This is a genomic window from Winogradskyella sp. HB-48 (assembly GCF_049942685.1).
In the GTDB taxonomy this organism is placed as follows: Bacteria; Bacteroidota; Bacteroidia; order Flavobacteriales; family Flavobacteriaceae; genus Winogradskyella.
Genome location: NZ_CP187934.1, coordinates 1,300,837 through 1,326,257, shown reverse-complemented (window position 1 = coordinate 1,326,257; position 25,421 = coordinate 1,300,837). Strand labels below are relative to the sequence as shown.

The window sequence follows — 25,421 nt, the reverse complement described above, 5'->3', positions numbered from 1 at the left end:
GTTTTTATTGATCATCTTTCTTTGGTAAATACTCTAATATTAAACGTTGATTAGGGTTTAAATACTTTTTGGCAACGTCTCTCATTTCTTCTCTAGTGATAGAGCGATAGATGTCTATCTCATTGTTTATTAAATTCACATTATCATATAACATGTAATATCTTGCTAGAGAATTAGCTATACCTTCAATACTAGAATTTGAATTTACAAATTGATTCTCAAACTGATTTTGAAGCTTTTGATAATCGCGTTCAGAAATTAATTCTTCCTGAATTTTTACAATTTCTTCATCCATTTCAGTAATTAAGGTATCTAAAGACACATCGCCTAATGGCAAACCAAATAGCGCATAAATACCATAATCTTCTTGACTAATATTTACCGCTGCAACTTGTAAAGCCTGCTTTTGCTCATCTACCATTTTCTTATACAATACAGAACTCTTTCCTCCGCTTAAGTATTGGGAAATCATATCTAATACATAAGCATCTCTATCTTTAAAAGATGGTGTTCTATAAGCTGCTATAACTGCAGGAATTTGAATGTTTGGATCATAAGCCTTATCTCTCATAGACTCAGTAATTGGCTCTTCTCTAGGTAAATCTCTAACAATATCCTCCCCTTTTGGAATTGGACCAAAGTAATCTTGAATCATTTTTTTAACCTGAGGCTTGTCAATATCACCAGCAACAACTAATACAGCGTTATTTGGCACATAGAATTTTTTATTAAATGCCTGAAATTCCTCTAAAGTAGCAGCATCTAAATGCTCCATTTCACCAATAGTTGTTCCTTTGTAAGGGTGTACCTTAAACATACGTTTTTTGATTTCGGCCAAGATGTTGCCATAAGGCTGGTTATCTACACGAAGGCGCTTTTCTTCTTTAACAACCTCATTTTGTGTATCTACACCTATTTGGTTAATTACAGGATGTAATAGTCTTTCGGATTCCATCCATAAACCTAACTCTACACTATTAGAAGGGAATACTTCGTAATAATACGTTCTGTCGTCAGTAGTATTTGCATTATTGCTTCCTCCGTTAGATGTAACAATATTAAACCATTCGCCTCGAGGAATGTTTTCAGTTCCTTCAAATAGTAAATGCTCAAAAAAGTGAGCGAATCCAGTACGTTCTGGGTTTTCGTCTTTTGCACCTACATGGTACATTACTGATACAGTGACTACAGGAGCAGAGTTATCTTGATGCAATATAACGTGCATTCCATTGTCTAAATCGTACTCCTCAAATTCTACTTGTTGCGCATTGGCAAAAGAACCAATAAACAACAAGAGTGCTAGAGTAAATAAGCTTTTTCTCATTATTAATAAGTGTTTAAATTTTAAATTGTTTTAGTGTTTGTCTTCACAAAATGTGCATTGTTACACAAAGCCACACAAAAATAAGGAATCATTACGCTTTTTTAACATAATAAAATGTGAAAACTAAATTTATGAAGTATTAAGATTTACAATCATAAATACATTTGAATTGAAAAGTATTCGAAAAGCCTTAAAACGTTTGTAGATTAGGAATTTAGGAGTATATTTGCATCCGCTTTCTGAGAAAAGCATATTTTTTAATAAACAAATTAATAAAAACGTTACGCTATGTACGCAATTGTAGAGATAGCAGGGCAGCAATTTAAAGTTGCAAAAGACCAAAAAGTTTTTGTTAACCGTTTATCTACTGAAGAAGGTAAAAAAGTTGATTTTGACAACGTACTTCTAATAGGTGATGGTAACAATGTTACTTTAGGCGCCCCAGCTATAGACGGAGCACAAGTAAGTGCAAAAGTCTTAAAGCACCTTAAAGGTGACAAAGTAATCGTTTTCAAAAAGAAAAGACGTAAAGGTTACCGTGTTAAGAATGGACACAGACAAGCCTTAACAGAAATCTTAATTGAAGGTATTACTACTTCTGGAGCTAAGAAAGCTGCTCCTAAGAAAGAAACTAAAAAAGCAGAACCAAAAGTTGAAAAGGCAGCTCCAAAAGTAGCCTCTAAAAAAGCAACTGGTAAAGCTGATGATTTAAAGAAAATTGAAGGTGTTGGACCAAAAATCGCTACTACTTTAGCTGAGGCTGGCTTAACAACTTTTGCGGATATAGCAAAGTCTACACCTGAAGCAATTTCTGAAATCATTGCAGATGTTCGTGGTAATCATGTTACAGACACTTGGCCTGCACAAGCTAAATTAGCTGCTGAAGGTAAGTGGGACGAGCTTAAAAAATGGCAAGACGAATTAAATGGTGGTAAAGCGTAACTGCTAAATCACTTAAGTTTAACAATATAAAACCTTAAGACAATGGCTCATAAAAAAGGAGTTGGTAGTTCTAAAAACGGTAGAGAATCAGAATCGAAACGATTAGGTGTTAAGATTTTTGGTGGTCAAGCTGCTGTTGCTGGGAACATTATCGTAAGACAAAGAGGTAATACACATCACCCAGGTGAAAACGTATACCAAGGAAAAGACCACACTTTACATGCTAAAGTTGATGGTATCGTGCAATTTACTAAGAAAAAAGACAATAAGTCTTATGTTTCTATAGCCCCTTTTGAGGCTTAAGAAACATTTTCTTTATAAAATTTAAAGCGGTTAGATTTTTTCTAACCGCTTTTTTTATTGGTAACATTTTCATCATACAAACTATAGATTTAAATAACATGTATCGATTTACTTTACAAGTTTAAATTGTAGTTTACTTTGCTTCTCATTAAGTGTATAAGAATTCTTTTTCTCTTTGCATTTGTTTATTCACTAAATGCCCAAGAAATAAACATAGCCAAAGAAAGAGAACTCTTTTCTCTTAAAGCTGAATTAAAAAATGCTATTACAGAAAATGACTCTTCCAATATTGGTTTAGCTAATATTAAACTTGCAGATTTTTTTAATGGTACTTCCCTATTTAAGGAAGCCACTCACTATTATCAAGTGTATTTAGAGCTTCACCTTCCAAAGGATTCTAGTTTTGTAAAAGTACAGAATCAACTAGCTATAATCAATTTAGAGCTCAAACAATATAGTTTAGCAGAAAAACATGCTTCAATAGCGCTAAGCAGTTCAAAAAATATAAATTACAAAAAAGGTGAGGCTACCTCTAATGCTCTATTAGGAAGTGTATTCGAAAAACTCAGTAATTACAATAAAGCTTTAGAGTTTCAAGAAAAGAGTTTGTCGCTTTTTAGCTTATTAAAAGATAGTACTGGTATTGCCATTACAAACGAAAACATTGGTAGTATTTATGAAGATTTGGAGCAATACCAAAAAGCCTTAAACTATTTTAATATTGCCAATCGTTTTGCCAAAAACAGCCCATGGGATTTAAAAATTAATATCATTAACAATATTGGTGACGTTAACAGAAAAACTAAAAAATACAGTGATGCTATACTTTTTACTGAGCAAGCATTAAAGTTAGCTAAATCTGCAAACAACCAATCGCAATTAGTGAGTGCTCTTAAAGATTTATCTAGAACCTATGCTGATATGGGCAATTTTGAGGAAGCTTATAAATACCTAAACAATCAATATATTGCCAATGAGGAAGAGCTTGTTCAAAACAATAATGAAATAGTAAGTGCTTTGCAAATTCTGCACGATGTAAAAGAAAACGAAAACAAAGTACAATTACTAAACAAACAAAACGAAATAAATAAAGTACAGAAAAGCGTTATTTTAATTACTACAAGTACTATACTTTTAGCTCTATTAGCTCTTTTTCTCTACTGGAAAAAAAGAAGAAAACACGAAAAGCGAATACTAGAGTACAAACAACAATTGCTTCAAGCAGACTTAGACAAAAAAGCAGCCAAAGAAATTGCCTTAAAGAGGGAAATAGACATTAAAGTATCTTCTCTCACCAATTATAGTCTACATATTGCTCATAAAAACAAAATGCTTTCAGACATTTCTAAAACGCTTTCTAAGTTAAAGAATCGCAATAGTGAACTAGTTTCTAAAAAATTAAAGGACATAGTTAAAGACATCGAAGCCGATTTAGAAAACAATAATGAATGGACAGAACTCATGAGCTACTTCGGCCAAATACATCCAAGTTTCTTTTCAAAACTAAAAAACGATGCCAAAGAGAAACTTTCATCCTCAGAAATGCGATTATGTATGTTGCTACGCCTTAATCTGTCTTCTAAAGAGATCGGAGAGATATTAAGAATTACATCAGACAGTGTTAGAATAGCACGCTATAGACTCAGAAAAAAACTACCATTAGAATCTAAGGATGATTTACAAGCTTATCTTCTCAATTTATAAACAATGTTTTGCCAACCTTTATGTAATGTTATGTAATTGTAAATGTTGCTATGTTTTATAGTGTTTTTGCCTAGCTAAGTTACTTTTTGTTAACGCTCATTTTATCTACAAATGCAGGCTTCAAGCTAGTTTTGAGAAAAACAAAAATCAACCTTAAATGAAACATTATTTTACCCTTTTATTTTTAACCCTATCTTTTTTCGGATTCGCTCAGTCTGGAAATTTACAAGGTGTCATAACAGATAAGGATGGTCTAACTATTCCTGGTGCAACAGTTTCTATTACATCACTTAATAAAGGAACTGTAACTGATTTTAATGGAAAATATGTACTTGTAGATATTCCAGAAGGAAAATATACTATTACAGTAAAATATCTTGGTTATTCAGATGTGACTCAAGAGATAGATATTGTTGCAAGCCAAACTGTAACTTTAAACTTTACTTTAAATTCTGAAGATACCGAATTAAAAGAAGTTACCATTACTGGTTTTGGTCTTAGTGGACAAGCAAGAGCCTTAAACACCCAAAAGAACAAACAAAATATTACCAACGTAGTGTCTACTGACCAAATCGGTAAATTCCCAGATGCCAATATTGGTGATGCGGTAAAGCGTATACCTGGTATTACAATGCAGGTAGATCAAGGTGAAGCACGTAACATTATTGTTCGTGGTCTTTCTCCTCAATTAAACTCTGTTACCTTAAACGGCAGTAGAATTCCTTCGACAGAAGGGGATAACCGTAACGTTCAGATGGATTTAATTCCATCGGATATGATACAGACTATTGAAGTTAACAAAGCAGTAACACCAGACATGGATGCTGATGCCCTTGGTGGTTCTGTAAACTTAATTACGCGTACATCGCCTCAAGGCTTCCGTTTGTCTGCAACTGTTGGTTCTGGTCTTAACTTTATCACAGACAAAAGAATTTTAAATGGATCGTTCTTAGTTGGAGACCGAAGTAAAAACGATAAATTCGGTTGGATGGTTTCTGCATCCATAAACGATAACGACTTTGGAAGTGATAACGTTGAAGCAGAATGGACAGACGAGTTTGAATTTAACAACGGAGACGAAGATAATCTTGAAGAAGTGGATGTAAATCCTTATGCTAACGTTTTTGAAATCAGAGAATATCTAGTACAACGTGTACGTCGTAGCTTCTCAGCTAACTTAGATTATAAATTCGATGATAACAATTCCGTTTATTTTAAATCTATCTATAACTGGAGAGACGATAGAGAAAATCGTTTTAGATTAGAACATGAAATTTTAGATGGTGAAGACATTGCACCTGGTGATTTCACAGTAGATGGTAACGGTAACCTTACTATGTTCCCTGTAGAAGCAAAACGCCAATCTAAAGGTGGTATAGATAACGACAGAAACCAAAACAGACGTTTAGAGGACCAACGTATGCAAAATTATAGCCTTGGAGGTGAGCACCTTTTTGGTAGTGTTCAATTCGATTGGATGGCATCTTTTGCAAAAGCTTCAGAAGAGCGTCTAAACGAGCGTTATTTAGAGTATGAGAGTGAATACATAATCGACTTTAATAACAATCAAGATAAACCTTTGTTCACCCCTACAAATCCTGCTGATGCTAATTTTGCTGATTTTGAATTTGGTGAGCTTACAGAAGAAAACCAATATACAGAAGAAGAAGACATTAATATTTTTTTGAATGCACAATTGCCAGTATCTATAATTGATGGGAATGACGGCTTTTTAAAATTTGGTGCTAAAACAAGATTAAAAAACAAAAACAGAGCAAACGGTTTTATAGAATACAGTGATGAAACTGGTGCATTAGAATTTTTAGGCATGGCACCTACAAGGAGTTATTCGGATACAGACTTCTTAGCTGGAAGCCAATACCAAATCGGCACATTTGCTAGTCCAGAATTTTTGGGTGGCTTAAATCTTAGCGATACTAACCTTTTTGAAGGTGAAGATTTACCAGAAGAATATGCTACTGCTAACTTTGACGTCAATGAAAACGTATATGCAGGTTACGCTATGCTTAATCAAAATATCACAGACGAACTAAGTGTTTTAGCTGGTGTACGATTAGAACATACTTCTATTGAAAGTACAGGTAACGAGCTTGTATTTAACGAAGATGGTGATGTTGATGGTATTGCTGAAGTTAAAGACGAAAACTCATATACCAACATCTTACCTGGTGTTCATTTAAAATATGATGTAACGGATAATACCGTTTTACGTTTTGCTTGGACCAACACTTTAGCAAGACCAAACTATGTAGACTTAGTGCCATATAGAGAAATCAATAATGAGGATGAAGAAATTTTCTTAGGAAACTCAGAATTAGACCCGACAACGTCTATGAACTTCGACTTTATGGCAGAGCACTACTTTAAATCTGTTGGTATTGTTTCTGGTGGTTTATTCTACAAAAGTATTTCGGACTTTACTTATATTTTCCAGTCTGAAGATGAAAACGGTTACGAAGTATACCAACCTCTAAATGGTGATGATGCTTCAGTATTTGGTGCAGAGGTATCTTTCCAACGTCGTTTAGATTTCTTACCTGGTTTTGCCAAAAATTTCAGTATCTATTTAAACTATACTTACTTAACATCTAGTGCAGATGGTATTCGTAACGAAGATGGTGAAGAGCGTACAGATTTAGATTTACCACAAACGTCACCGAATATGTTTAACGGTTCTTTAGGTTATGCTGGTAAAAAGTTCAGTTTACGTTTATCTGCTAATTATTCTGATGCTTATATCGATGAAATTGGAGGTAATGCTTTTGAAGACCGTTATTACGACGAGCAGTTCTTCTTAGACTTTAACGCCAATGTGGCTTTAAACAACAACTTAAGCTTGTATGTGAATTTAAATAACATTACTAACCAACCATTACGTTATTACCAAGGTGTAAGCAGCAGAACAATGCAAATGGAATATTATGATATGCGTTTAACATTTGGTTTAAAATATGATTTATTTAAGAAGTAAGATAATGAAGAAAACCTTAATAATAGGTGTTATTTCTGCTATAGTTTTCTCTTGTGGAAATGGATTACCAGAAATTGCACCAACACTAAAATCCGAAAAATTACCGCACGATAGTGATGATCCTGCCATTTGGATTAATCACAAAAACCCAGAACAAAGTATTGTTTTTGGTACAGATAAGGATGAAATTGATGGAGGTGTGTATGCATTAGATTTAGACGGAAAAATCATAAAGGAGAAAAGCTTAAAAGGTGTTAGCTATCCTAACAATGTGGATGTAGAATACGGTTTTAAACTGAACGACTCTACAAAAACGGATATTATGGTATTTTCTGAACGTGAGAAAAATCAAATCAGAGTATACTCTGTACCAAATATGAAACCTTTAGACAACGGTGGTTTTAAAGTCTTTGAGGATGAAACAGATATACTACAAAAGCGACCTATGGGAGTTTCTATTTATAAGAATCCATCAACTGAAGAAATTTCAGTTTTTGTGAGTAGAAAAGCTGGTCCTAGAGAAGGTTATTTATACCAATATGCTTTGGTTAGCGATTCATTAGGTGTACATTCTAACCTATTGCGTAAAATGGGAACCTTTAGTGGTCAAAAAGAAATTGAAGCCATTGCTGTAGATGACGAACTGGGTTTTGTGTATTTCTCTGACGAAGGTATAGGTATAAGAAAATATCATGCTGACCCTAAAAAAGGGGACAAGGAAATTGCTTTATTCGGTACAGACCATTTTAAAGATGATATTGAAGGTATTGCCATTGCTACTTACAAAAATGGAGAGGGCTTCATCATAGTATCTAACCAACAAAACCACAGCTTCAACATTTTTAAACGAAGCGATAATAGCTTTGTAAAAGAAATAAACCTTGGTACAATTGAAACTGATGGTTGCGATGTTGTAACAACACCTTTAGGTAAAAAATATCCTAACGGACTGTTTGTATCAATGAATGACGAGCAAGACTTTTTCTTTCATGCTTTAGATTCATTAAAACTAAGATAAATTTTAAGTTAATTTTTTATTGATTGCGAAAAGCCCTTTCTGATTTTTGGAAAGGGTTTTTTATTAAACAATTTCCATCTTCTTCAACAGAAAGCTCGCGTTCATGTTTTGGCAAACCCCTTTCTTTAGTTTGTAGTCAAAAAAGAGTTCATCGTTTTTGATTTCGGCATCAAAGTAATAGTTTTTTACAGCCTCTAATTCGGTTTCAATTTCGGTAAGACTTAAATCGTGAGTAGCGATAATACCTGTGGCTTTTTGAAGGACTAATTTCTCCACAAACTTTCTGGAGCCAATGGCTTTATCAGTAGAGTTAGTTCCTTTTAAGATTTCATCTAAAATCACAAAATAATCTTGGTCTTCGGCAATCGTATCTACGATAAATTTCAGTCGTGTTAACTCACTAAAAAAGTAAGAACTATCATCTGTTAAAGAATCTGTAGTACGCATACTTGTAATCAACTTTATCGGTTTGTACTTACTCTCTGTAGCGCAAACTGGCAATCCTACATTTGCCATAACAATATGCAATGCAACAGTTCTTAAAAAGGTACTTTTCCCTGCCATATTGGCTCCAGTAATAATAAAAAATTGCTCTTGAAACAATTCTAGATCGCTGTCAATTCGCTTTTCTGGATTCAATAACGGATGTCCTAAATCTTTGGCTTTGATAATAATTTTTTCAGAAGTGATTTCAGGATAAATAAATTCTTGATGGTTGTAAGCATAATTTCCTAAAGTGTTATAGGCGTCAAAAAATGTGACCACATCAAACCAATCTTCAACCTTATGCGCATACTTTTTAATCCACTGCTCTATATTGTAAGTCTGTCTTATATCCCATAATAAATAGCCATTCCCAAAAATGGCCGATATAAAGTTGTTTCGGTTATCTAAAGCATCTAAAGCCTTAGAGAATTTAGAAAATATCTGAGACGCTTTTTCACCTTGCGATTGAATTTTTTGTTGCTGTTGTTGCAATAACTTAGACTGAAACTGTTTCTGCTCAATTTCTTTCAACAATAAAGCATATTGTCTAAAAGTGTCCTTGGCTTTTTCAGTGTTTTGGGCTACATGATTAATCGACTTTAAATAACGCCCCGTAATTGCCAAACCTAAAAGTAGCCAATAACCAGCATATTTTATTGGAATAACTTCAGTTATACCTAACACCAAAAGTGCTAATGAAGCTACACTAAAAATTATTGTTAACCAATATAATGTTGAATTTAAAAATGGTTTATAATCCTTTAGCCATTCAATAATTGATTTTGCAGAATGTTCAACCTTTACTCCCTGTGAGATACCAGAATAATATTGCCTCCATTCGGGCTCATCAGCTAATTCTTTAATCGCATTTTGTCTGTCATCAATATTTGTAATATCGTTGGCCAGTAAGCAATTAACAAACGATTGTGTACCTTCCTTTATAGTTGTTCTGTTGATATATTGGAAAAAGGAACCTCTACCAAATAAATCAATATCTAAGCTATACGCATGCGCAGGATTTTGATAAATGCTCCCATCTGCTCTATTATGAAAATTACCTGAAGCAATTTTAAGCTCCTCTTCGTTAATTTTAGCCAGTCGTTTATGTAGTTGACGCTTGGTCTTTAGATCGGTATATTTTGATAGTAAAACCAAAAACAGAGCCAATCCAACAGTTGCTATTACTAAGGCTACTTGCCACTTTTCAATAGTGAGATATATACAAAAAACGGTAAGTCCAAAAACGGTTAAGCGTAGCACACTCAACAAACTCATTTTCTTGTAAATACTTTTAGATTCTGTGACGTGTTCTTTAAGCTGTTTATTATAGAATGTAATCGCGTTTTCCATTAAATCGAATAAAAATAAAAATCCCAAGATAATGCTTTACCTTGGGATTTTGTATTTGAAATTTCCTAAAATCTTAGGAATATTAGCCTTTCAAACTTGCTGCCAAATACTCTCTATTCATACGTGCAATGTTCTCTAAAGATATTCCTTTAGGACACTCTACCTCACAAGCTCCAGTATTGGTACAGTTACCAAAACCTTCTTCATCCATTTGTTTCACCATATTGAGTACACGATCAGTTGCTTCAACACGGCCTTGCGGTAATAAGGCAAACTGAGATACTTTTGCAGAAACAAATAACATGGCTGACGAGTTTTTACAACTAGCAACACAAGCACCGCAACCAATACACGTAGCCGCATCAAATGCTTTATCTGCATTTTCTTTCTCAATAGGAATAGCGTTGGCATCTTGCGTATTTCCAGAAGTGTTTACGGAAATAAAGCCGCCAGCCTGCTGAATACGATCAAACGCAGATCGATCTACAATTAAGTCCTTAACTACTGGAAACGCTTTTGCTCTCCATGGTTCTATGTATATGGTATCTCCGTCTTTAAAACTACGCATGTGTAACTGACACGCTGTAATTTTGGTTTGAGGACCATGTGCCCTACCATTAATATATAAAGAGCAAGTTCCGCAAATGCCTTCTCTACAATCGTGATCAAAAGCCACTGGCTCTTCCCCTTTTTCAATTAACTCTTGATTTAGAACATCTAACATTTCTAAAAAAGACATATCGGGAGATATACCACTGACTTGGTAGTCAACAATTTTTCCTTTATCATCGGCATTTTTTTGACGCCATATTTTTAATGTTAAATTCATCATAGCTTTTTTATTTATAACTTCTCTCTTTCACTTCTATATTTTCATACTCTAATGGCTCTTTGTGGTGCACAGCCTCACTCGGTTGCCCTTTGTATTCCCATGCTGAAACATACTGGTATTCTTTAACACGTAACGCTTCACCACTTTCGGTTTGGTACTCCTCTCTGAAGTGTCCACCAGCAGATTCGTTACGTTCTAAAGCATCTTTAGCAAATAATTCTCCTAGTTCTAAGAAATCAGCAACACGACCAGCTTTCGCTAATTCTTCATTATATTCATTTTCTGTTCCAGGCACAAAGACATCCTTGTAAAACTCTTCTCGTAAAGCTGCAATTTCAGATATTGCTTCTTTCAATTCCTTTTCATTACGAGCCATCCCGCACTTATTCCACATAATTTTACCTAATCGCTTGTGGAAATAATCTACAGATTTTGTTCCTTTATTGTTTATGAATTTACTTATCGTATCTCTAACATTTTTCTCGGCTTCGTCAAACTCTTTTGTGTCTGTTGGAATAGTTCCTGTTCTAATATCATGAGCCAAGTAATCACCAATGGTATATGGCAATACAAAGTATCCATCAGCAAGACCTTGCATTAAGGCTGATGCTCCTAAACGGTTAGCACCATGGTCTGAAAAATTAGCCTCACCAATGGCATATAAGCCAGGTACCGTAGTCATTAAATTATAATCTACCCAAAGACCTCCCATGGTATAATGCACAGCAGGATAAATCATCATTGGGGTTTCATACGGATTCTGGTCTACGATTTTTTCATACATCTGGAACAAGTTCCCGTACTTATTTTCAACAACCTTTTTACCTAAATCGGTCACTACTTTTTTATCATTGACGTCTAGTCCTTTTACATAAGCTTGTTCTTTACCATAACGCTCAATTGCCGAAGCAAAATCTAGGTAAACCGCTTCACCTGTTTGATTAACACCATAACCAGCATCACAACGCTCTTTGGCTGCTCGAGACGCTACATCTCTTGGCACCAAGTTACCAAAAGCGGGATAGCGACGCTCTAAGTAGTAATCTCTATCTTCTTCAGCAATATCTGTTGGTTTTAAACTTCCATTTCTAATCGCTTCAACATCTTTTTTATGTTTAGGCACCCATATACGTCCATCGTTACGTAAAGACTCAGACATCAATGTCAATTTAGATTGATGGTCTCCAGAAACTGGTATACAGGTTGGGTGAATCTGTGTGTAGCAAGGGTTCGCAAAGAAAGCTCCGCGTTTGTGTGCTTTCCATGCTGCCGTAACGTTACTTCCCATCGCATAGGTAGATAAGTAAAATGCATTTCCATAACCACCTGTACCAAGAACTACAGCGTGTGCTGAATGACGTTCAATTTCACCGGTCACTAAGTTACGTGCAATAATTCCTCTGGCTTTACCATCGACAATAACAACATCTAACATCTCATGACGTGTGTACATTTTTATTTTACCACGTCCGATTTGTCGATTCATGGCTGCATAAGCGCCAAGCAATAGCTGTTGTCCTGTTTGACCTTTAGCGTAGAAAGTTCTGGAAACTAATACACCACCGAATGAACGGTTATCTAATAGTCCGCCATACTCTCTGGCGAACGGCACACCTTGGGCCACACACTGGTCAATAATGTTTGTAGATACTTCAGCTAAACGATACACGTTAGCTTCTCTCGAACGGTAGTCACCACCCTTTACAGTATCGTAGAATAAACGGTAAGTTGAATCACCATCGCCTTGATAATTCTTCGCTGCATTGATTCCACCTTGTGCTGCGATAGAGTGTGCGCGTCTTGGCGAATCCTGAAAACAAAACGCCTTAACGTTGTACCCCAGCTCAGCTAAAGTAGCAGCAGCAGATCCACCTGCTAAACCTGTCCCAACGATGATAACATCTATTAAACGTTTGTTGGCTGGATTGACAAGGTTAATTTCATTTTTATGTTTAGTCCATTTGTCCGCTAAAGGACCTTCTGGTATTTTAGAATCTAATATTGACATAGCTTTATTTTTTAGTGTGTAAAGTGATGGTAAACTGCAATAAAGATGAATAAAGCAGGAATTCCTATCGAATACACTTTACTAAATCCTTTAAGACTTTTAATATACTTATTGTTTGCACCAATAGATTGGAATGCCGAATTAAATCCGTGAAGTAAGTGTAATGAAAGTAAGATAAATGCCACTACATAAATCCCTACTCTAACAGGACTTACAAATTTTTCCCTTAATTCCTCATAATAACGGTAGCCTGACTCAGCATTATTAGGATCAATAAGACCACTCATATCACCATTAACATACTTAACCGTCATTTCGTGCACCCAGAAGTCGTAAAAATGAATCCCTAAGAACGCTAAAATTACCAACCCCGTTAGTAACATGTTTCTTGAGACCCAACTCGAGTTACCTGAGGCTTCGTTTTTAGCATATTTTACATTTCTAGAGGCTCTATTTTTAGCTTCGAGCACAAACCCCATTATAAAATGGAAAATGACTCCAAAAATTAATATCGGCTGCATGACCCCTTGTACTAGAGGATTTGTTCCCATGAAATGTGACATTTCATTAAACAGTTCTTCACTAAAAACTGAAGTGAAATTGATGGAAACATGCATTACGAGAAAAACCATTAGGAAGAGTGCCGAAAGTGCCATGGCAAACTTTCTTCCAATTGACGAATTTAGAATTCCGCTCATTGTAGATCTAATCTTTTTGTTAGTCCTACAAAAATACAGTAGAAATGGCGTTTTGACAACAAGTGTAAACTATAATTATTTATTTAGAATCGTTTTAATTAGATAGCCTACTTTATTTCTAATTTTGCCACGGATTCACCAATCTTTAAAGTATAATTCCCCTTTGGCAAATAATATTTTCCGTTGCCAGATTTACCAATTTGTAATTCTTTATTTGCTTTTTCTAAGGCTTTCTTTCCTTTTTCAGACAATGTTAAATCGTAATCCACGTAATTGAACCCTTTATCTGCCTTCAGCTGCATACTGTTTAAGACCGCACCATTTTCAGACATCACCGTCATTGTTTTTTCACCCGATGTACTGCTGAAATACTGAATGGTTTTACTCGGTTCGTAAGCATCTGACCATTGACTCCAAGCGCTTCCCCAACGGCTAGAATGTCTTACAGGGCTCACCTCAAAAATAGTGATTGGTTTTGCAGTTAAATAAGTATTCATTTGTTGTAAGGCCTCAATATTGGCTTTGTAGATGCTTCGACCATGCGTTCCTAATAGTAAATCATTAGCTTCCGGCTGCACTACCATATCATGAATAGCGACGTTTGGTAGTCCTTCAGAAAACACCTCCCAGGATGTACCCATATCAAAAGACACGTAGGCTCCGTTGTCTGTTCCCAAGTACAACATGTTTTCGTTTTTGGGATCTTCCTTAATCACATTGACTGGAGATGCCGGTATGTTACCGCTAATGTCTTTCCACGATTGTCCATAATCATCGCTCATGTAGGCATAGACTTTAAAATCGTCCCAACGGTAGCCATTCAAGGTGACGTAAACGCGTTCTTTTTTATGCTGCGAAGCAATGACGCGACTCACCCATAAATCCTTTGGAAATGCATTTGAAAGGTTAGTCCAGCTGCCTCCTGCATTTTTAGTAACATGTACCAAACCATCATCACTTCCAGTGTAAATCAATCCAAATTGAAATGGACTTTCGGAAATGGAGGTTAGGGTCCCATAGGCCACGTTGCCTTTTTTACCTCCTTTGGTTAAATCGTTACTAATGGCTTCCCAATCGTTCCCTTGATTCATAGAACGCATTAATTTATTACCTCCTAAGTATAAAATATCTTGGTTGTGTGGCGATAATAAAATCGGTGTTTGCCAGTTGAAGCGATATGGATTTTCACCTAAGGTATGCTTTGGTTGTATATAGGTTTGCTCTTCAGTGTCAAGGTTGAGCCTGTAATAGTTTCCAAATTGATAACCCGTGTAGACGATATTAGAATTACGGTTATCGATCTGCACCTGCATACCATCACCTCCCATTATGGATTTCCAAGGGTATTGCCCTTGCTGAAGCCAACTTTTATCTTCGCGTGCATTGTGAGCACCAACCCAAACACCATTATCTTGTAAACCACCGTAAACGTTATACGGTTTTTCGTTATCTACATTAATGGCATAAAACTGCCCTACGGAAGGCGAATTATTCTTTATCCAATTCGCACCATCATCATAGCTAATATTGATACCACCATCATTACCATCCACTAAATGATTTGGGTTTTTAGGATTGATCCAAAGCGCATGATGATCGGCATGGACATTTTCTGCACTAATGCTTGTAAACGTCTTACCTCCATCCTTAGATTTTACAATCGGCACACCATAAATATATATGTGGTTTTCGTTGGCTGGCGACACATGAATATGTCCAAAGTAATAGCCATAACTATAGTAAATACCGTCTAAATAATCCTCATGAGTTTTCTTCCAAGTAGTGCCACCATCGGTACTTTTGTACACCTCAGCACCAACCACAGGAGTATCGAACAACATCGAATTGGCATCTTCAAGATATTTGGCTAAATCAATAGGTTTTACGTTGCCAGAACGCACCATTTGCTTGACATTCTCAGCTCTGTATTTTTCCTGAAAACCATTCGTTCTTAAAAAAGTATTGAGTTTCTTGTTATCCAAAGCCAGAAAATCGGCATTGGACATGGTTTTAAAATCGTCTTTGGTCAAATCGTCTTTGTCATCCTTCTTTTTATCATCCGGTCTTCTAAACTGACTATCATGCACGGCATACACCACATCATCATTAAACAGGGCTACACCAATTCGACCAACGCCATCACCTATTGGGAAACCGCTTTTTTCAGTAGAAACTTTGGTCCAGGTGTCTCCTGCATCTGTACTTTTGTATATGGCAGAATTGCTTCCATTTCCTTTGAAATTCCAAGCTTTACGATCTTTGGTCCAAGACGTGGCAAACATCACATTATAATTATTAGGACTATGTTGCAAATCAATAATACCACTCATATCATCTACAAACAAGGTTTGTTTCCAAGTTTTACCACCATCAATAGTTTTGTAAATACCACGTTCTTGGTTTGGGGAATATAAATGTCCTGTAACTCCAACCGTAATCACATCAGGATTGTCTGGGTGAATTAAAATGGGTGCAAAATGATGCGCATCCATCAACCCAAGATTCTCCCAAGTTTTGCCATTGTCGGTGGACTTTAACAAACCAATACCAGCGTAAGACGATCTTGAGGCATTATTTTCGCCAGTTCCCACATATAGGGTTCGTGTTGGCCAGTGCACGGCAATATCACCCACGTTTTGTGTGTCCGAACTATCCAAAATCGGTGTAAATGTGGTTCCATTATTGGTAGTATGCCACACACCACCTGAGGCATAGCCTACATAAAACTCCGAAGGCATATTTGGATTCACATCCACATCGACCACACGACCACTCATTATGGTAGGTCCAATATTTTCAAAAGGGACGTTCTTTACCAATGAGGTTTTTGCCATCTCTCGCTTTTGCGCCAAGGCATTTTTTACAGTTTCTGCAGCGGTTGCAGGTTGTTGTGCAAAACTTAGGGTTGCAGCAATTCCTACAAATAAGGAAAGTACTTTTGTATATGACATGTGGATTGGTTTTTAAGTTGGCTGAATTTAGCCATTAATCCCTATATCCTCAAAATTTATAAACAAAGTTTAACAGATTATCACCATAGGTTTGGGCTTGCATTATTGTTTGTTTATTTTTGAGTCACAAATAAATTATCAGCTTAAGTACAGTTGAAAGCAATTAAAAATTTCGTCAGTTCGAGTGAATTTTTGCCATTTTGCAAAAATTTATATCGAGAATAGAAATTTTTAAGCTGCACTTGTTCTCGATACAAATTTCACTCATTTTCAATCGTGAAATTCACTCGAACCGACATTAAAAGACTATCAAATTTTAAACTATATTTTCAAATGAAATGCTGAAAACTTTAAGTATCATGAATTCGAAAAACTTAAATGAAGCATACCATTTGACCGAATTAAAACAATAAATAATAACCAAATGAAATACGACCAAATAGACCGTAACCTCTTTATAAACAACCGTAAAAACTTTGCGGCTCAGATGAAGCCCAACAGTTTAGCGGTATTTAACTCTAACGATATTTATCCGGTTAGTGCAGACAGCACCTTGCCGTTTGCACAGCATCGCGATATTTTTTACCTCAGTGGTGTGGACCAAGAGGAAAGCATCTTGGTGATTTTCCCAGATTGCCCAAAGGAAAAGCATCGCGAAATCTTATTTTTAAAGGAAACCAACGACCATATTGCCGTTTGGGAAGGCGAAAAATTGACCAAAGAAAAGGCCTTTGAAACCTCGGGTGTCAAAACTGTGTATTGGTTACAGGATATGGAAAAAATTATGTTTGAACTGATGACGCAATGCGATACGGTGTACATTAATACCAACGAGCATTACCGCGCCAATGTGGAGACCGAAACCCGCGAAGACCGTTTTACCAAGTGGCTAAAGGACAAATATCCTGCGCATAGTGTAGCGAAGAGCAATCCCATTTTACAGCGTTTACGCTCAGTAAAAGACCCGATAGAATTGGCGCTAATGCAAAACGCCTGCGATATTACCGAAAAAGGCTTTAGACGCATTCTCAATTTTGTAAAACCAGGGGTTTGGGAATACAATATCGAAGCCGAATTTATGCACGAGTTTTTAAATAACCGTTCCAAAGGCTTTGCCTATACACCGATTATCGCCTCGGGCAATAACGCCAATGTATTGCACTATATAGAAAATAACCAAAAGTGTAAAGCAGGCGACCTTATCTTATTGGATGTTGGTGCGGAGTATGCCAATTACTCGAGTGATATGAGTCGTACCATTCCTGTATCTGGCAAATTTACCGACCGACAAAAACAAGTGTATAATGCCGTGAACCGTGTGAAGGATGAAGCCACCAAACTCTTGGTGCCTGGAACCCTTTGGGAGCAATACCATGTGGAAGTAGGCAAACTGATGACCTCAGAATTATTAGGCCTTGGTTTATTGGATAAAGCCGATGTGCAAAACGAAAACCCAGACTGGCCAGCCTATAAAAAATACTTTATGCATGGCACAAGTCACCATATTGGGTTAGACACCCATGATTATGGCTTGTTGCACGAACCGATGCAAGCCAATATGGTCTTTACCGTAGAGCCTGGTATTTATATTCCAGATGAAGGTTTTGGTATCCGTTTAGAAGATGATGTAGTGATCCAAGACTTTGGTGAACCCTTTAACCTCATGCGTAATATTCCTATTGAAGCGGAAGAGATTGAGGAGTTGATGAATTCTTAGGATACAAATGAAAACAAAAGGAAATAAACATAAAAACTATGAAATACTTAATCTCATTGGCTATGGTCTTTCTAAGTTTAATGAAGATTTTATAATTCAATTCGATTTTAAAACAAAATCATCTTTTTACAATTTTTTTGTAGAAAAAGGATTGGTTGATAGTGGAAGTGTCATTAAGAACAGGATGGATTTATTTGATCCATTCTTTGATAATGGAAGAAAAGGTTGGTGGCAAAAAGGAGATACCTATATCCATCGTAAACATTTAATTGATAGTTTATTTGGCGATGAAAATGTAGCAAGTTATTCTAATATTGTAAAGCTTTTTCTTAAAAATAAATATAACTTAGATGATTTTGAAACAAAAGCTAAACCTATTGCAACATCAAAATTTAAGAAGCTTCAAGAAACAGGTTTAGAAGCAGAATTGTATTTTCTAAATAATTACAACTCCATTGATATTTTTAAAAATGGTAAAATTGAAGACGCAAGGTTATATGGAGACGGATATGATTTTCAAGTGGATGTTAATGATAGTATCTTTCTAGCTGAAGTAAAAGGAATAAGAGCTAACAGTGGAAAATTCAGACTAACGGAAAATGAATATTCTAAAGCTATTGAGTATCAAAAAGATTATATTATCACTGTAGTTCTTAATTTGGATGATTCACCAAAATTTTTAACAATCGATAATCCAATTAAAAATCTGAAATTCAAAGAAATGATCATACCATTTTATTTAAGGTAATAAGAGTGTAGAAAATGAGATACGGCGAAAAAAGAAATAAAATACTATTTTATAAAATATTAGTATATTTTCTATTTTCTGCTAAACTCCCTAAAAATCAAACTTAAACACATAATGCTACAACCTTTGTAATTGTGTTCAACTAATTCTTATTGACTAAAGGTGAAATATTGCTGTTTTACTACTAGCAATCATCGATAAACAAACAACCGTTCCACACTTTCTTTAGGCGCTAAATTTTCAGCATGCCAAGAAAAGGTGGTTTTGGCACCTTTTTCCCAAATACAAGTAAAGTCCTCTGGCGCCTTATACTCGCTGATAAAGACGTGATGCCCTGCTTTACTTTGTTGTCTGCACCAGTCCCAAAACTGCTCATGGTTAAAACCATCTCTATATTTGGTGGTGGCTGCATACGGTGGGTCGCAGTAAATGATACTGTTTTTGGGTATTTCTAAATTGAGATAAGATTGACAAGAGAGTTGTACACCTTCTAAATGGGGCACTTGCTTGGTGATGTTGCGGTAATGCTCAGACCAATAATCGCGTTTGCCTTGCTTATCGCGTCGGTAACCCGCAAACCATTTGCCTCCAAACGAGTTAAAACCCACATAAGCCACTAAGTGTTTTGGATAGTCTTCTTGGTTGTATTTGATTGCTCTGTACTCGGCTTCACTTACCGATTTTGGCGGATCCCAATTCTCATAAATCAAGGCGTGCCACATGGCCATGAGTTCCTCATGCTGGTCGTTAGCAATTCTAATGCCATCTACCTTATCTATCATATTCATACCGCCTGCAAAAGGCTCCACATAAGCTTGTCCTGGCTGTCGGTCTTTTAAAATAATTGGCAACAAGTCCTTGGCAAAACGCGCCTTGCTTCCCATGTATTTCATAGACCACGTTTTTGTATGCGTTGCATAATGATGGAAATGGTATAAGCTGCACAAGCTGGCAATAACCAACCTAAACTGTACTGTGCCAATGGCATAAGCTCCACATACGTTTTAATAGCCTCTGGACTAAAATAACCAATCACATCCGGGATGCTAAACACCATGGTCGTAATCACTATTACTTTAAACATCAGTGGTGTGGCCCATCTATCGGGTAATACATTAAGAATAATCATAGCAATAGACATTGGGTAAATAAAAAACAAGGCTGGCAGCGCAATATCAATAATAAAACCAACGTCGTAACTGCCCATAATTACCCCAAACACACAGCAGATAATAGCCACAATAACATAGGCTTTTTCGTTTTGGTTATACAGCGCTTTAAAGAAATCGGCCAAGGAAACAACGATGGCCACTGCTGTAGTAAAACAGGCCAAAGCGACCAGTACGCTAACAAAAGTACCACCTATATCTCCTATCATGGTTTTGGACAAGCCCAACAACAGACCGGTTCTGGTGGTCTCTTCTGAAAACGCATTACTATAAAAAGCGCCTAAGGCAATGAGTCCTGCATAAATAACGAAGAGACCAAACATGGCAATAAAGCCAGACTTGGCGATAATGCGTTTCTTTTCGGCATAGGTTTTCAAACCCTCCTTATTTAGGGAAATAATAATCACACTTCCCATCACAATACCAGCCACGGCATCATAGGTTTGATAGCCTTCCAATAAGCCATCTACCAATGTTGCTTTTAAACTCCCCAAACGCATAAGATCTGGTGGTGCCACCAGTCCTAACACCACAATGGTTAACACCATAATCACGATGATAGGTGTGAGGTATTTTCCTAAAATCTCCAATGCTTTGGATCGGTTCAAAACAAAAAGTAGCACTAAGGCGAAATAGATGCAGCTGGTTAATAAGGGAGACGTTCCAAATAATGGTGCTATAGCCATTTCGTGGGTAACCGCTGCTGTGCGTGGTGCTGGCAATACAATAATGATGAGGAACATCACCAAGCAATACACTAGGCTAAATGTTGGTGAGACTTTTTTACCAAAGTCGAGCATGGTACCTTGCAATTTTGCATGACCAAATAGCGAGAGCATTGGAATCACCGTTGTAGTTATCATAAAGCCAATGGCTACCAACCACCAATCTGGTCCAGCGTTGAACCCTAAAAATGGTGGAAGGATTAAGTTTCCTGCTCCAAAAAAGCCAGCAAATAAGGCAAAGCCAAATAGAAAAATACGCTTGGTGTCGCTCATTACTTGGTCTTTTTAAGTTCTAAATCGTGAAAGTCAAAGCTGAAATCGGTAATGGGAGCAATGTACTTCATCGTCGCAGAAACAGCGTCGCCTTTTTCATTAAAGGTAAACTGCACAAAGACGTCGGCATCGTAACTTCGGTCATTCCATTTGGCTACAAAGGTTGTGGCATTGTAGGGTAGCAGTTCTCCGAATAAACGCGGAGAACGTTCGCATTTAATGCTATATTGATTTCCGTTATAAGCAATGGTGATATCGCCAAACCAATCGTCTGTATACGTCCCTGCAATTTGGTCTGGATTTGGGATGGTCAATTGCGTTTTTGCCTTTTCAACCTGAGCGAATACCTCTGCTTTAATACTATCATTATACTTTAAAAAGTCGGCATTGTTTTTTCCTAAGCGTTGGAGCCAGTTTCTATTTTCGTAGCCTAAATACGAGTCTTTAATGGTATTGGTAATGGTATTGAATGCCGAACCGTTCATTTGATTGGTCAAGACCACAATGGCCAAATCTAAATCTGGAATCATGGTAAACTGCGTCACAGTACCAATCAAGCCACCTGTGTGATAGACTTGTTTGTAGCCTCCTTTAACATCCGTCACAAACCAACCCAAACCATAACCTCTAAAATTAGAATCGTAGGAATCATTAGGTCTTACCTTTAATGGAGTTTGTAATTGCCAAAGTTCGTGGAATTGGGCTTCGCTCAATAGACGCTCACCATTTTCGGTAACCGCATCATTCATTAAAAATTGTGCCCAAGTCATCATGTCGTGTACATTACTGACAATGCCTCCTGCTGCGTTTGCGGTTTCACTCCAGTCATGCGGAATCTGAATCACTTTTCCTTCAGCTCTTGTGTGCGCATCTATGATATTGGACCTGTCCTTCACGCGATTATAAGATGCTTTGGAGCTGTTCATGCCCACGGGTTTCATGATTCGGGTTTCAATAAAATCTTCCCACGATAAGCCACTCACACGTTTCAACACTTCACCTGCAATAATGAACATATTGTTATTGTAGGCGAACTTGCTTCGGAATGAGGTTTCGGGCTCTAGATATTTCACGTTTTCAATAATATCTTGAACTGTGAAATCATTGCCTTCAGGAAAAAACATGAGGTCACCAGCACCCAAACCCATGCCACTGCGATGCGTTACCAAATCTCTAACGGTAAAATTTTCGGTAACCCATGGGTCGTGCAATTGAAACTCTGGAATGTATTTACGTACGGGATCGTCCCAATCCAATTTACCCTCATCAACAAGCATGGCCAATGCAAAACAGGTAAATCCCTTACTGTTGGAAGCCACCCCAACCAAGGTTTCAGAATTCATTTCTTTTTTTGACGTTAAAGAGCGGACTCCATGGCCTTTAGCATAGACTTCCTTTCCATCTTTATATACACCAACTGAAATGCCTGGCACATCGAAAGTGGTGAGGGTTTCTTGAACGAGTTTATCAATTTCAGCTTCTTTGAGTTGTGCAAAAGCATAGGAACTACTTATAAAAAGAATGGCGATAAACAGGCGTTTTAAAAGCATGGATTTAAATTTTATTGTGAAAACCTCAAATATAAGAAATGTTGCGGTTGAAAAATAGATTGGTGATCATTCTAAACTTATCTTTGCAAGCATGACCTTGGATTACAAAAACATAAAATTACATTACACGATTTCTGGCAAAGGTGACACTGTAGTTCTGCTACATGGTTTTTTAGAAACCATCGCCATGTGGAAAGATTTAGAACCTGAATTTGCCAGAACCCATCAAGTCATTTGTATCGATTTGTTAGGTCACGGCCAAACGGAATCTTTAGGCTATGTGCACACTATGAATGATATGGCAGATGCCGTGCTTGCTGTTTTAAAACACTTAAAGATAAAACGAGCCAAAGTGGTAGGCCATTCTATGGGAGGTTACGTGGCTTTGGCATTGGCAGAGCAACAACCTCAGCTTTTTGAAGGGCTCTGTTTAATGAATTCTACGTTTGAAGCAGATAGCGAAGAACGTAAGGTTTTAAGGTCACGTGCTAATGAGATGGCCACAACCAATTTTGAGAATTTAGTCCGTATGTCCTTTGCCAACCTTTTTGCCCCTGAAAGTCGGGTGAGCTTTAAAGTCGAATACGAATGGGCCTTGGACATAGCCCTTAAAACATCACTACAAGGCTATATGTCGGCTAACGAAGGCATGAAATTAAGACCAAACCGTTTCAATGTGCTTAAATCCCTTAATGCTCACCGACTCATTATTGCAGGTAAAAAAGACGCACTAATAGATAGGGATAAATTGGTTTCACAACTTACTAATACCGATATTGATTATACCGAATTGTCTGAGGGGCACATGAGTCATATTGAGAATAAATCAGAATTAACTTACTTTTTATTACATTTTATCGAAAAATAATACTCTTAGGCGTTTTTTTGTAGAAATTATTTTAAGTTTAACGTGTAAATCATGTTTACCCTAAATTTAACCTACTATGTCAGCAACGAAACTTTACTGCGACTTCTTTGGTCACAACTATCAAATGACTAGAAAAGTAACCAACCACGTTAAGGAGTATACGTGTAGCTGTTGCAAGAAACAGCTCACTACAGACAGCAATGGTAGACTTACCGAACTGACCCCAAAATATCAGGACATCAACTCCGCTTTAGAACGTATTTATAACAATAGAATGTTGCGTTTAAAGCGAAAAACACTCAATTCATCGATTTGTTGATTGTTAATAACCTGTGAATAACTGTTTTTCTTATATTAGTTTCCCTAAAAAATTAATCCTTAATTAAGAAAAATACCCCTCACAATGAAACATCTGTATTGCTCGTTATTCGGACATGAATATAAAGTCTCTAAAGTAGTCACCTATCATGTTAAGGAATATAAGTGCAAGCATTGCAAATCCGAGATGACCATTGATGGTAAAGGACGATTTATTCCTTTAACCCCAAAATACAAAGAAATCAACTCGGTATTGAATCGCGTTCACAACAAGCGTCTAGAAAAAAGCCAGAAACTTTTTATGGTTGATTATTAAGCGCATTCCAACCTTTTGCAATAATCGGAATTTTTTGTTCTGCCCTGGTGACCAGATGCATTCCCCGCTCTTCCTCTGTAATATATCCAATGACTGTAAGATTTGGATTTCCCTTAATTTTCGGATAGTCCTTTTGTGAAATCGTCATTAATAATTCATAATCCTCACCTCCATTTAAGGCCACGGTTGTACTATCAATATTGAATTCCTCACATGTAGAAATCACTTGCGGATCTAAAGGGATTTTGTTTTCATAAAGATCAACACCAACCTTACTCTGCTTACACAAATGAATGATTTCAGAAGACAAACCATCACTGATATCAATCATACTTGTTGGTTTTACTTCTAATTTTTGAAGTAACTCAACGATGTCTTTTCGCGCTTCCGGTTTTAATTGTCGTTCAACAATATAAGTGTACATGGATAAGTCTGGCTGTGAATTTGGATTCACTTTAAAGACTGCCTTTTCACGTTCCAACACTTGCAAACCCATGTACGCTCCTCCAACATCACCAGTAACGACCAGCAAATCATTAGGTTTCGCTCCAGAGCGCAACACTTCATTCCCTTTTTCAACTTCACCAATAGCAGTAATGGAAATGATTAAGCCAGAGGTTGACGATGTGGTGTCTCCACCAACAACGTCTATATTGTATAACTTGGCCGCAGTTGTAATGCCTGCATAGAGTTCTTCTAAGGCCTCCAATGGAAAACGATTCGAAACTGCTATCGAGACCGTAATATGTGTAGCCACCGCATTCATGGCATAAATGTCGGACAGATTCACCATAACGGCTTTGTATCCTAAGTGTTTTAAGGGCACATAGCTTAAATCAAAATGCACACCTTCGACCAGCAAATCCGTAGATACCACAATTTGTTTTTTACCGTAGTTTAAAACAGCTGCGTCATCACCTATACCTTTTATGGTTGATTTATGACTAATCTTAAAATGTTCCGTGAGGTGGTCTATCAATTTAAACTCTCCTAGCTCACTTAAAGGAGTACGCTTAGGGTTCTTATCTTCTATCATATTGCAAAAATATTATGCTTTTTTTAAATAAAAGCATCATTGTCAACGTTTATTAATCCCTAATTTTAAGCATGTTCAAAAATTACTGTAAAT

The 25,421-nt window shown here is 36.6% G+C and carries 20 protein-coding genes; 10 read left to right on the top strand and 10 right to left on the bottom strand.

What is annotated here, in order from left to right; all coding sequences use genetic code 11:
* Nucleotides 1-4: 4 nt before the first annotated feature.
* Nucleotides 5-1,324 (bottom strand): M16 family metallopeptidase, encoded by a 1,320-nt coding sequence (locus tag ACPX19_RS05865; RefSeq protein ID WP_426432066.1) that lies wholly within the window; start codon nt 1,322-1,324, stop codon nt 5-7.
* A gap of 288 nt (nt 1,325-1,612) precedes the next feature.
* On the opposite strand from ACPX19_RS05865, the gene rplU reads away from it, so the two are divergent.
* The 5 genes from rplU (at nt 1,613) to ACPX19_RS05840 (ending at nt 8,283) form a co-directional block, all read left to right on the top strand.
* Nucleotides 1,613-2,266 (top strand): 50S ribosomal protein L21, encoded by a 654-nt coding sequence (rplU, locus tag ACPX19_RS05860; protein WP_426432065.1) that lies wholly within the window; start codon nt 1,613-1,615, stop codon nt 2,264-2,266.
* Between the two features lie 42 nt (nt 2,267-2,308).
* A complete protein-coding gene (rpmA, locus tag ACPX19_RS05855) occupies nt 2,309-2,569 on the top strand; it encodes a 50S ribosomal protein L27 (RefSeq protein ID WP_076618949.1) in 261 nt (86 codons plus the stop codon).
* 138 nt (nt 2,570-2,707) lie between these two features.
* The gene (locus ACPX19_RS05850) at nt 2,708-4,273 is read left to right on the top strand and encodes a tetratricopeptide repeat protein (RefSeq protein WP_426432063.1); all 1,566 of its coding nucleotides are present in this window, start codon (nt 2,708-2,710) and stop codon (nt 4,271-4,273) included.
* A 157-nt stretch (nt 4,274-4,430) separates the two neighbouring features.
* A complete protein-coding gene (locus ACPX19_RS05845; protein ID WP_426432061.1) occupies nt 4,431-7,265 on the top strand; it encodes a TonB-dependent receptor in 2,835 nt (944 codons plus the stop codon).
* 4 nt (nt 7,266-7,269) lie between these two features.
* Complete coding sequence (locus ACPX19_RS05840; RefSeq protein WP_426432060.1) at nt 7,270-8,283, top strand: phytase; 1,014 nt, start codon at nt 7,270-7,272, stop codon at nt 8,281-8,283.
* A 63-nt stretch (nt 8,284-8,346) separates the two neighbouring features.
* Here the strand turns inward: ACPX19_RS05840 and ACPX19_RS05835 are convergent, their stop codons facing one another.
* The 5 genes from ACPX19_RS05835 to ACPX19_RS05815 form a co-directional block, all read right to left on the bottom strand.
* Nucleotides 8,347-10,119, bottom strand: coding sequence for a MutS-related protein (locus tag ACPX19_RS05835; protein ID WP_426432059.1), 1,773 nt, complete (start codon nt 10,117-10,119; stop codon nt 8,347-8,349).
* Nucleotides 10,120-10,201: 82 nt separating this feature from the next.
* Nucleotides 10,202-10,948 carry a succinate dehydrogenase/fumarate reductase iron-sulfur subunit gene (locus tag ACPX19_RS05830; RefSeq protein ID WP_426432436.1) on the bottom strand — a complete coding sequence of 249 codons (747 nt, stop codon included), beginning with the start codon at nt 10,946-10,948 and terminating at the stop codon, nt 10,202-10,204.
* 10 nt (nt 10,949-10,958) lie between these two features.
* Nucleotides 10,959-12,959, bottom strand: a complete 2,001-nt coding sequence (locus tag ACPX19_RS05825; RefSeq protein ID WP_426432058.1) for a fumarate reductase/succinate dehydrogenase flavoprotein subunit — start codon at nt 12,957-12,959, stop codon at nt 10,959-10,961.
* Nucleotides 12,960-12,970: 11 nt separating this feature from the next.
* Nucleotides 12,971-13,657: a succinate dehydrogenase cytochrome b subunit gene (locus ACPX19_RS05820; RefSeq protein ID WP_426432057.1), complete on the bottom strand. Its 687-nt coding sequence runs from the start codon at nt 13,655-13,657 to the stop codon at nt 12,971-12,973.
* A 107-nt stretch (nt 13,658-13,764) separates the two neighbouring features.
* Complete coding sequence (locus tag ACPX19_RS05815; RefSeq protein ID WP_426432056.1) at nt 13,765-16,608, bottom strand: WD40/YVTN/BNR-like repeat-containing protein; 2,844 nt, start codon at nt 16,606-16,608, stop codon at nt 13,765-13,767.
* A 424-nt stretch (nt 16,609-17,032) separates the two neighbouring features.
* Between ACPX19_RS05815 and ACPX19_RS05810 the strand changes: the two genes are divergently transcribed.
* A complete protein-coding gene (locus tag ACPX19_RS05810; RefSeq protein WP_426432055.1) occupies nt 17,033-18,325 on the top strand; it encodes an aminopeptidase P family protein in 1,293 nt (430 codons plus the stop codon).
* A gap of 7 nt (nt 18,326-18,332) precedes the next feature.
* Nucleotides 18,333-19,073 (top strand): DUF3883 domain-containing protein, encoded by a 741-nt coding sequence (locus tag ACPX19_RS05805; protein WP_426432054.1) that lies wholly within the window; start codon nt 18,333-18,335, stop codon nt 19,071-19,073.
* Between the two features lie 191 nt (nt 19,074-19,264).
* On the opposite strand, the gene ACPX19_RS05800 is transcribed toward ACPX19_RS05805, so the two are convergent.
* Genes ACPX19_RS05800 through ACPX19_RS05790 form a run of 3 tightly spaced genes read right to left on the bottom strand, consistent with a single transcriptional unit; the run spans nt 19,265 to nt 22,790 of the window.
* Nucleotides 19,265-19,966, bottom strand: a complete 702-nt coding sequence (locus ACPX19_RS05800) for a DNA adenine methylase (protein WP_426432052.1) — start codon at nt 19,964-19,966, stop codon at nt 19,265-19,267.
* Entirely contained in the window at nt 19,963-21,240 is a 1,278-nt protein-coding gene (gene brnQ, locus ACPX19_RS05795) for a branched-chain amino acid transport system II carrier protein (protein ID WP_426432051.1), read from the bottom strand. The genes ACPX19_RS05800 and brnQ overlap by 4 nt, the downstream gene beginning before the upstream one ends.
* Nucleotides 21,240-22,790, bottom strand: coding sequence for a serine hydrolase (locus ACPX19_RS05790; protein ID WP_426432050.1), 1,551 nt, complete (start codon nt 22,788-22,790; stop codon nt 21,240-21,242). Before ACPX19_RS05790 ends, brnQ begins: the two co-directional genes overlap by 1 nt.
* 91 nt (nt 22,791-22,881) lie before the next feature.
* Here ACPX19_RS05790 and ACPX19_RS05785 point away from each other — a divergent pair, with 91 nt between their 5' ends.
* From ACPX19_RS05785 to ACPX19_RS05775, 3 genes are all read left to right on the top strand, one after another.
* Complete coding sequence (locus ACPX19_RS05785) at nt 22,882-23,658, top strand: alpha/beta fold hydrolase (protein WP_426432049.1); 777 nt, start codon at nt 22,882-22,884, stop codon at nt 23,656-23,658.
* 76 nt (nt 23,659-23,734) lie between these two features.
* A complete protein-coding gene (locus ACPX19_RS05780) occupies nt 23,735-23,977 on the top strand; it encodes a hypothetical protein (RefSeq protein WP_426432048.1) in 243 nt (80 codons plus the stop codon).
* An 84-nt stretch (nt 23,978-24,061) separates the two neighbouring features.
* The gene (locus ACPX19_RS05775) at nt 24,062-24,292 is read left to right on the top strand and encodes a hypothetical protein (protein WP_426432047.1); all 231 of its coding nucleotides are present in this window, start codon (nt 24,062-24,064) and stop codon (nt 24,290-24,292) included.
* On the opposite strand, the gene thiL is transcribed toward ACPX19_RS05775, so the two are convergent.
* Nucleotides 24,276-25,328 carry a thiamine-phosphate kinase gene (gene thiL, locus ACPX19_RS05770; protein ID WP_426432045.1) on the bottom strand — a complete coding sequence of 351 codons (1,053 nt, stop codon included), beginning with the start codon at nt 25,326-25,328 and terminating at the stop codon, nt 24,276-24,278. The two genes, ACPX19_RS05775 and thiL, sit on opposite strands and share 17 nt — an antisense overlap.
* Nucleotides 25,329-25,421 lie beyond the last annotated feature (93 nt).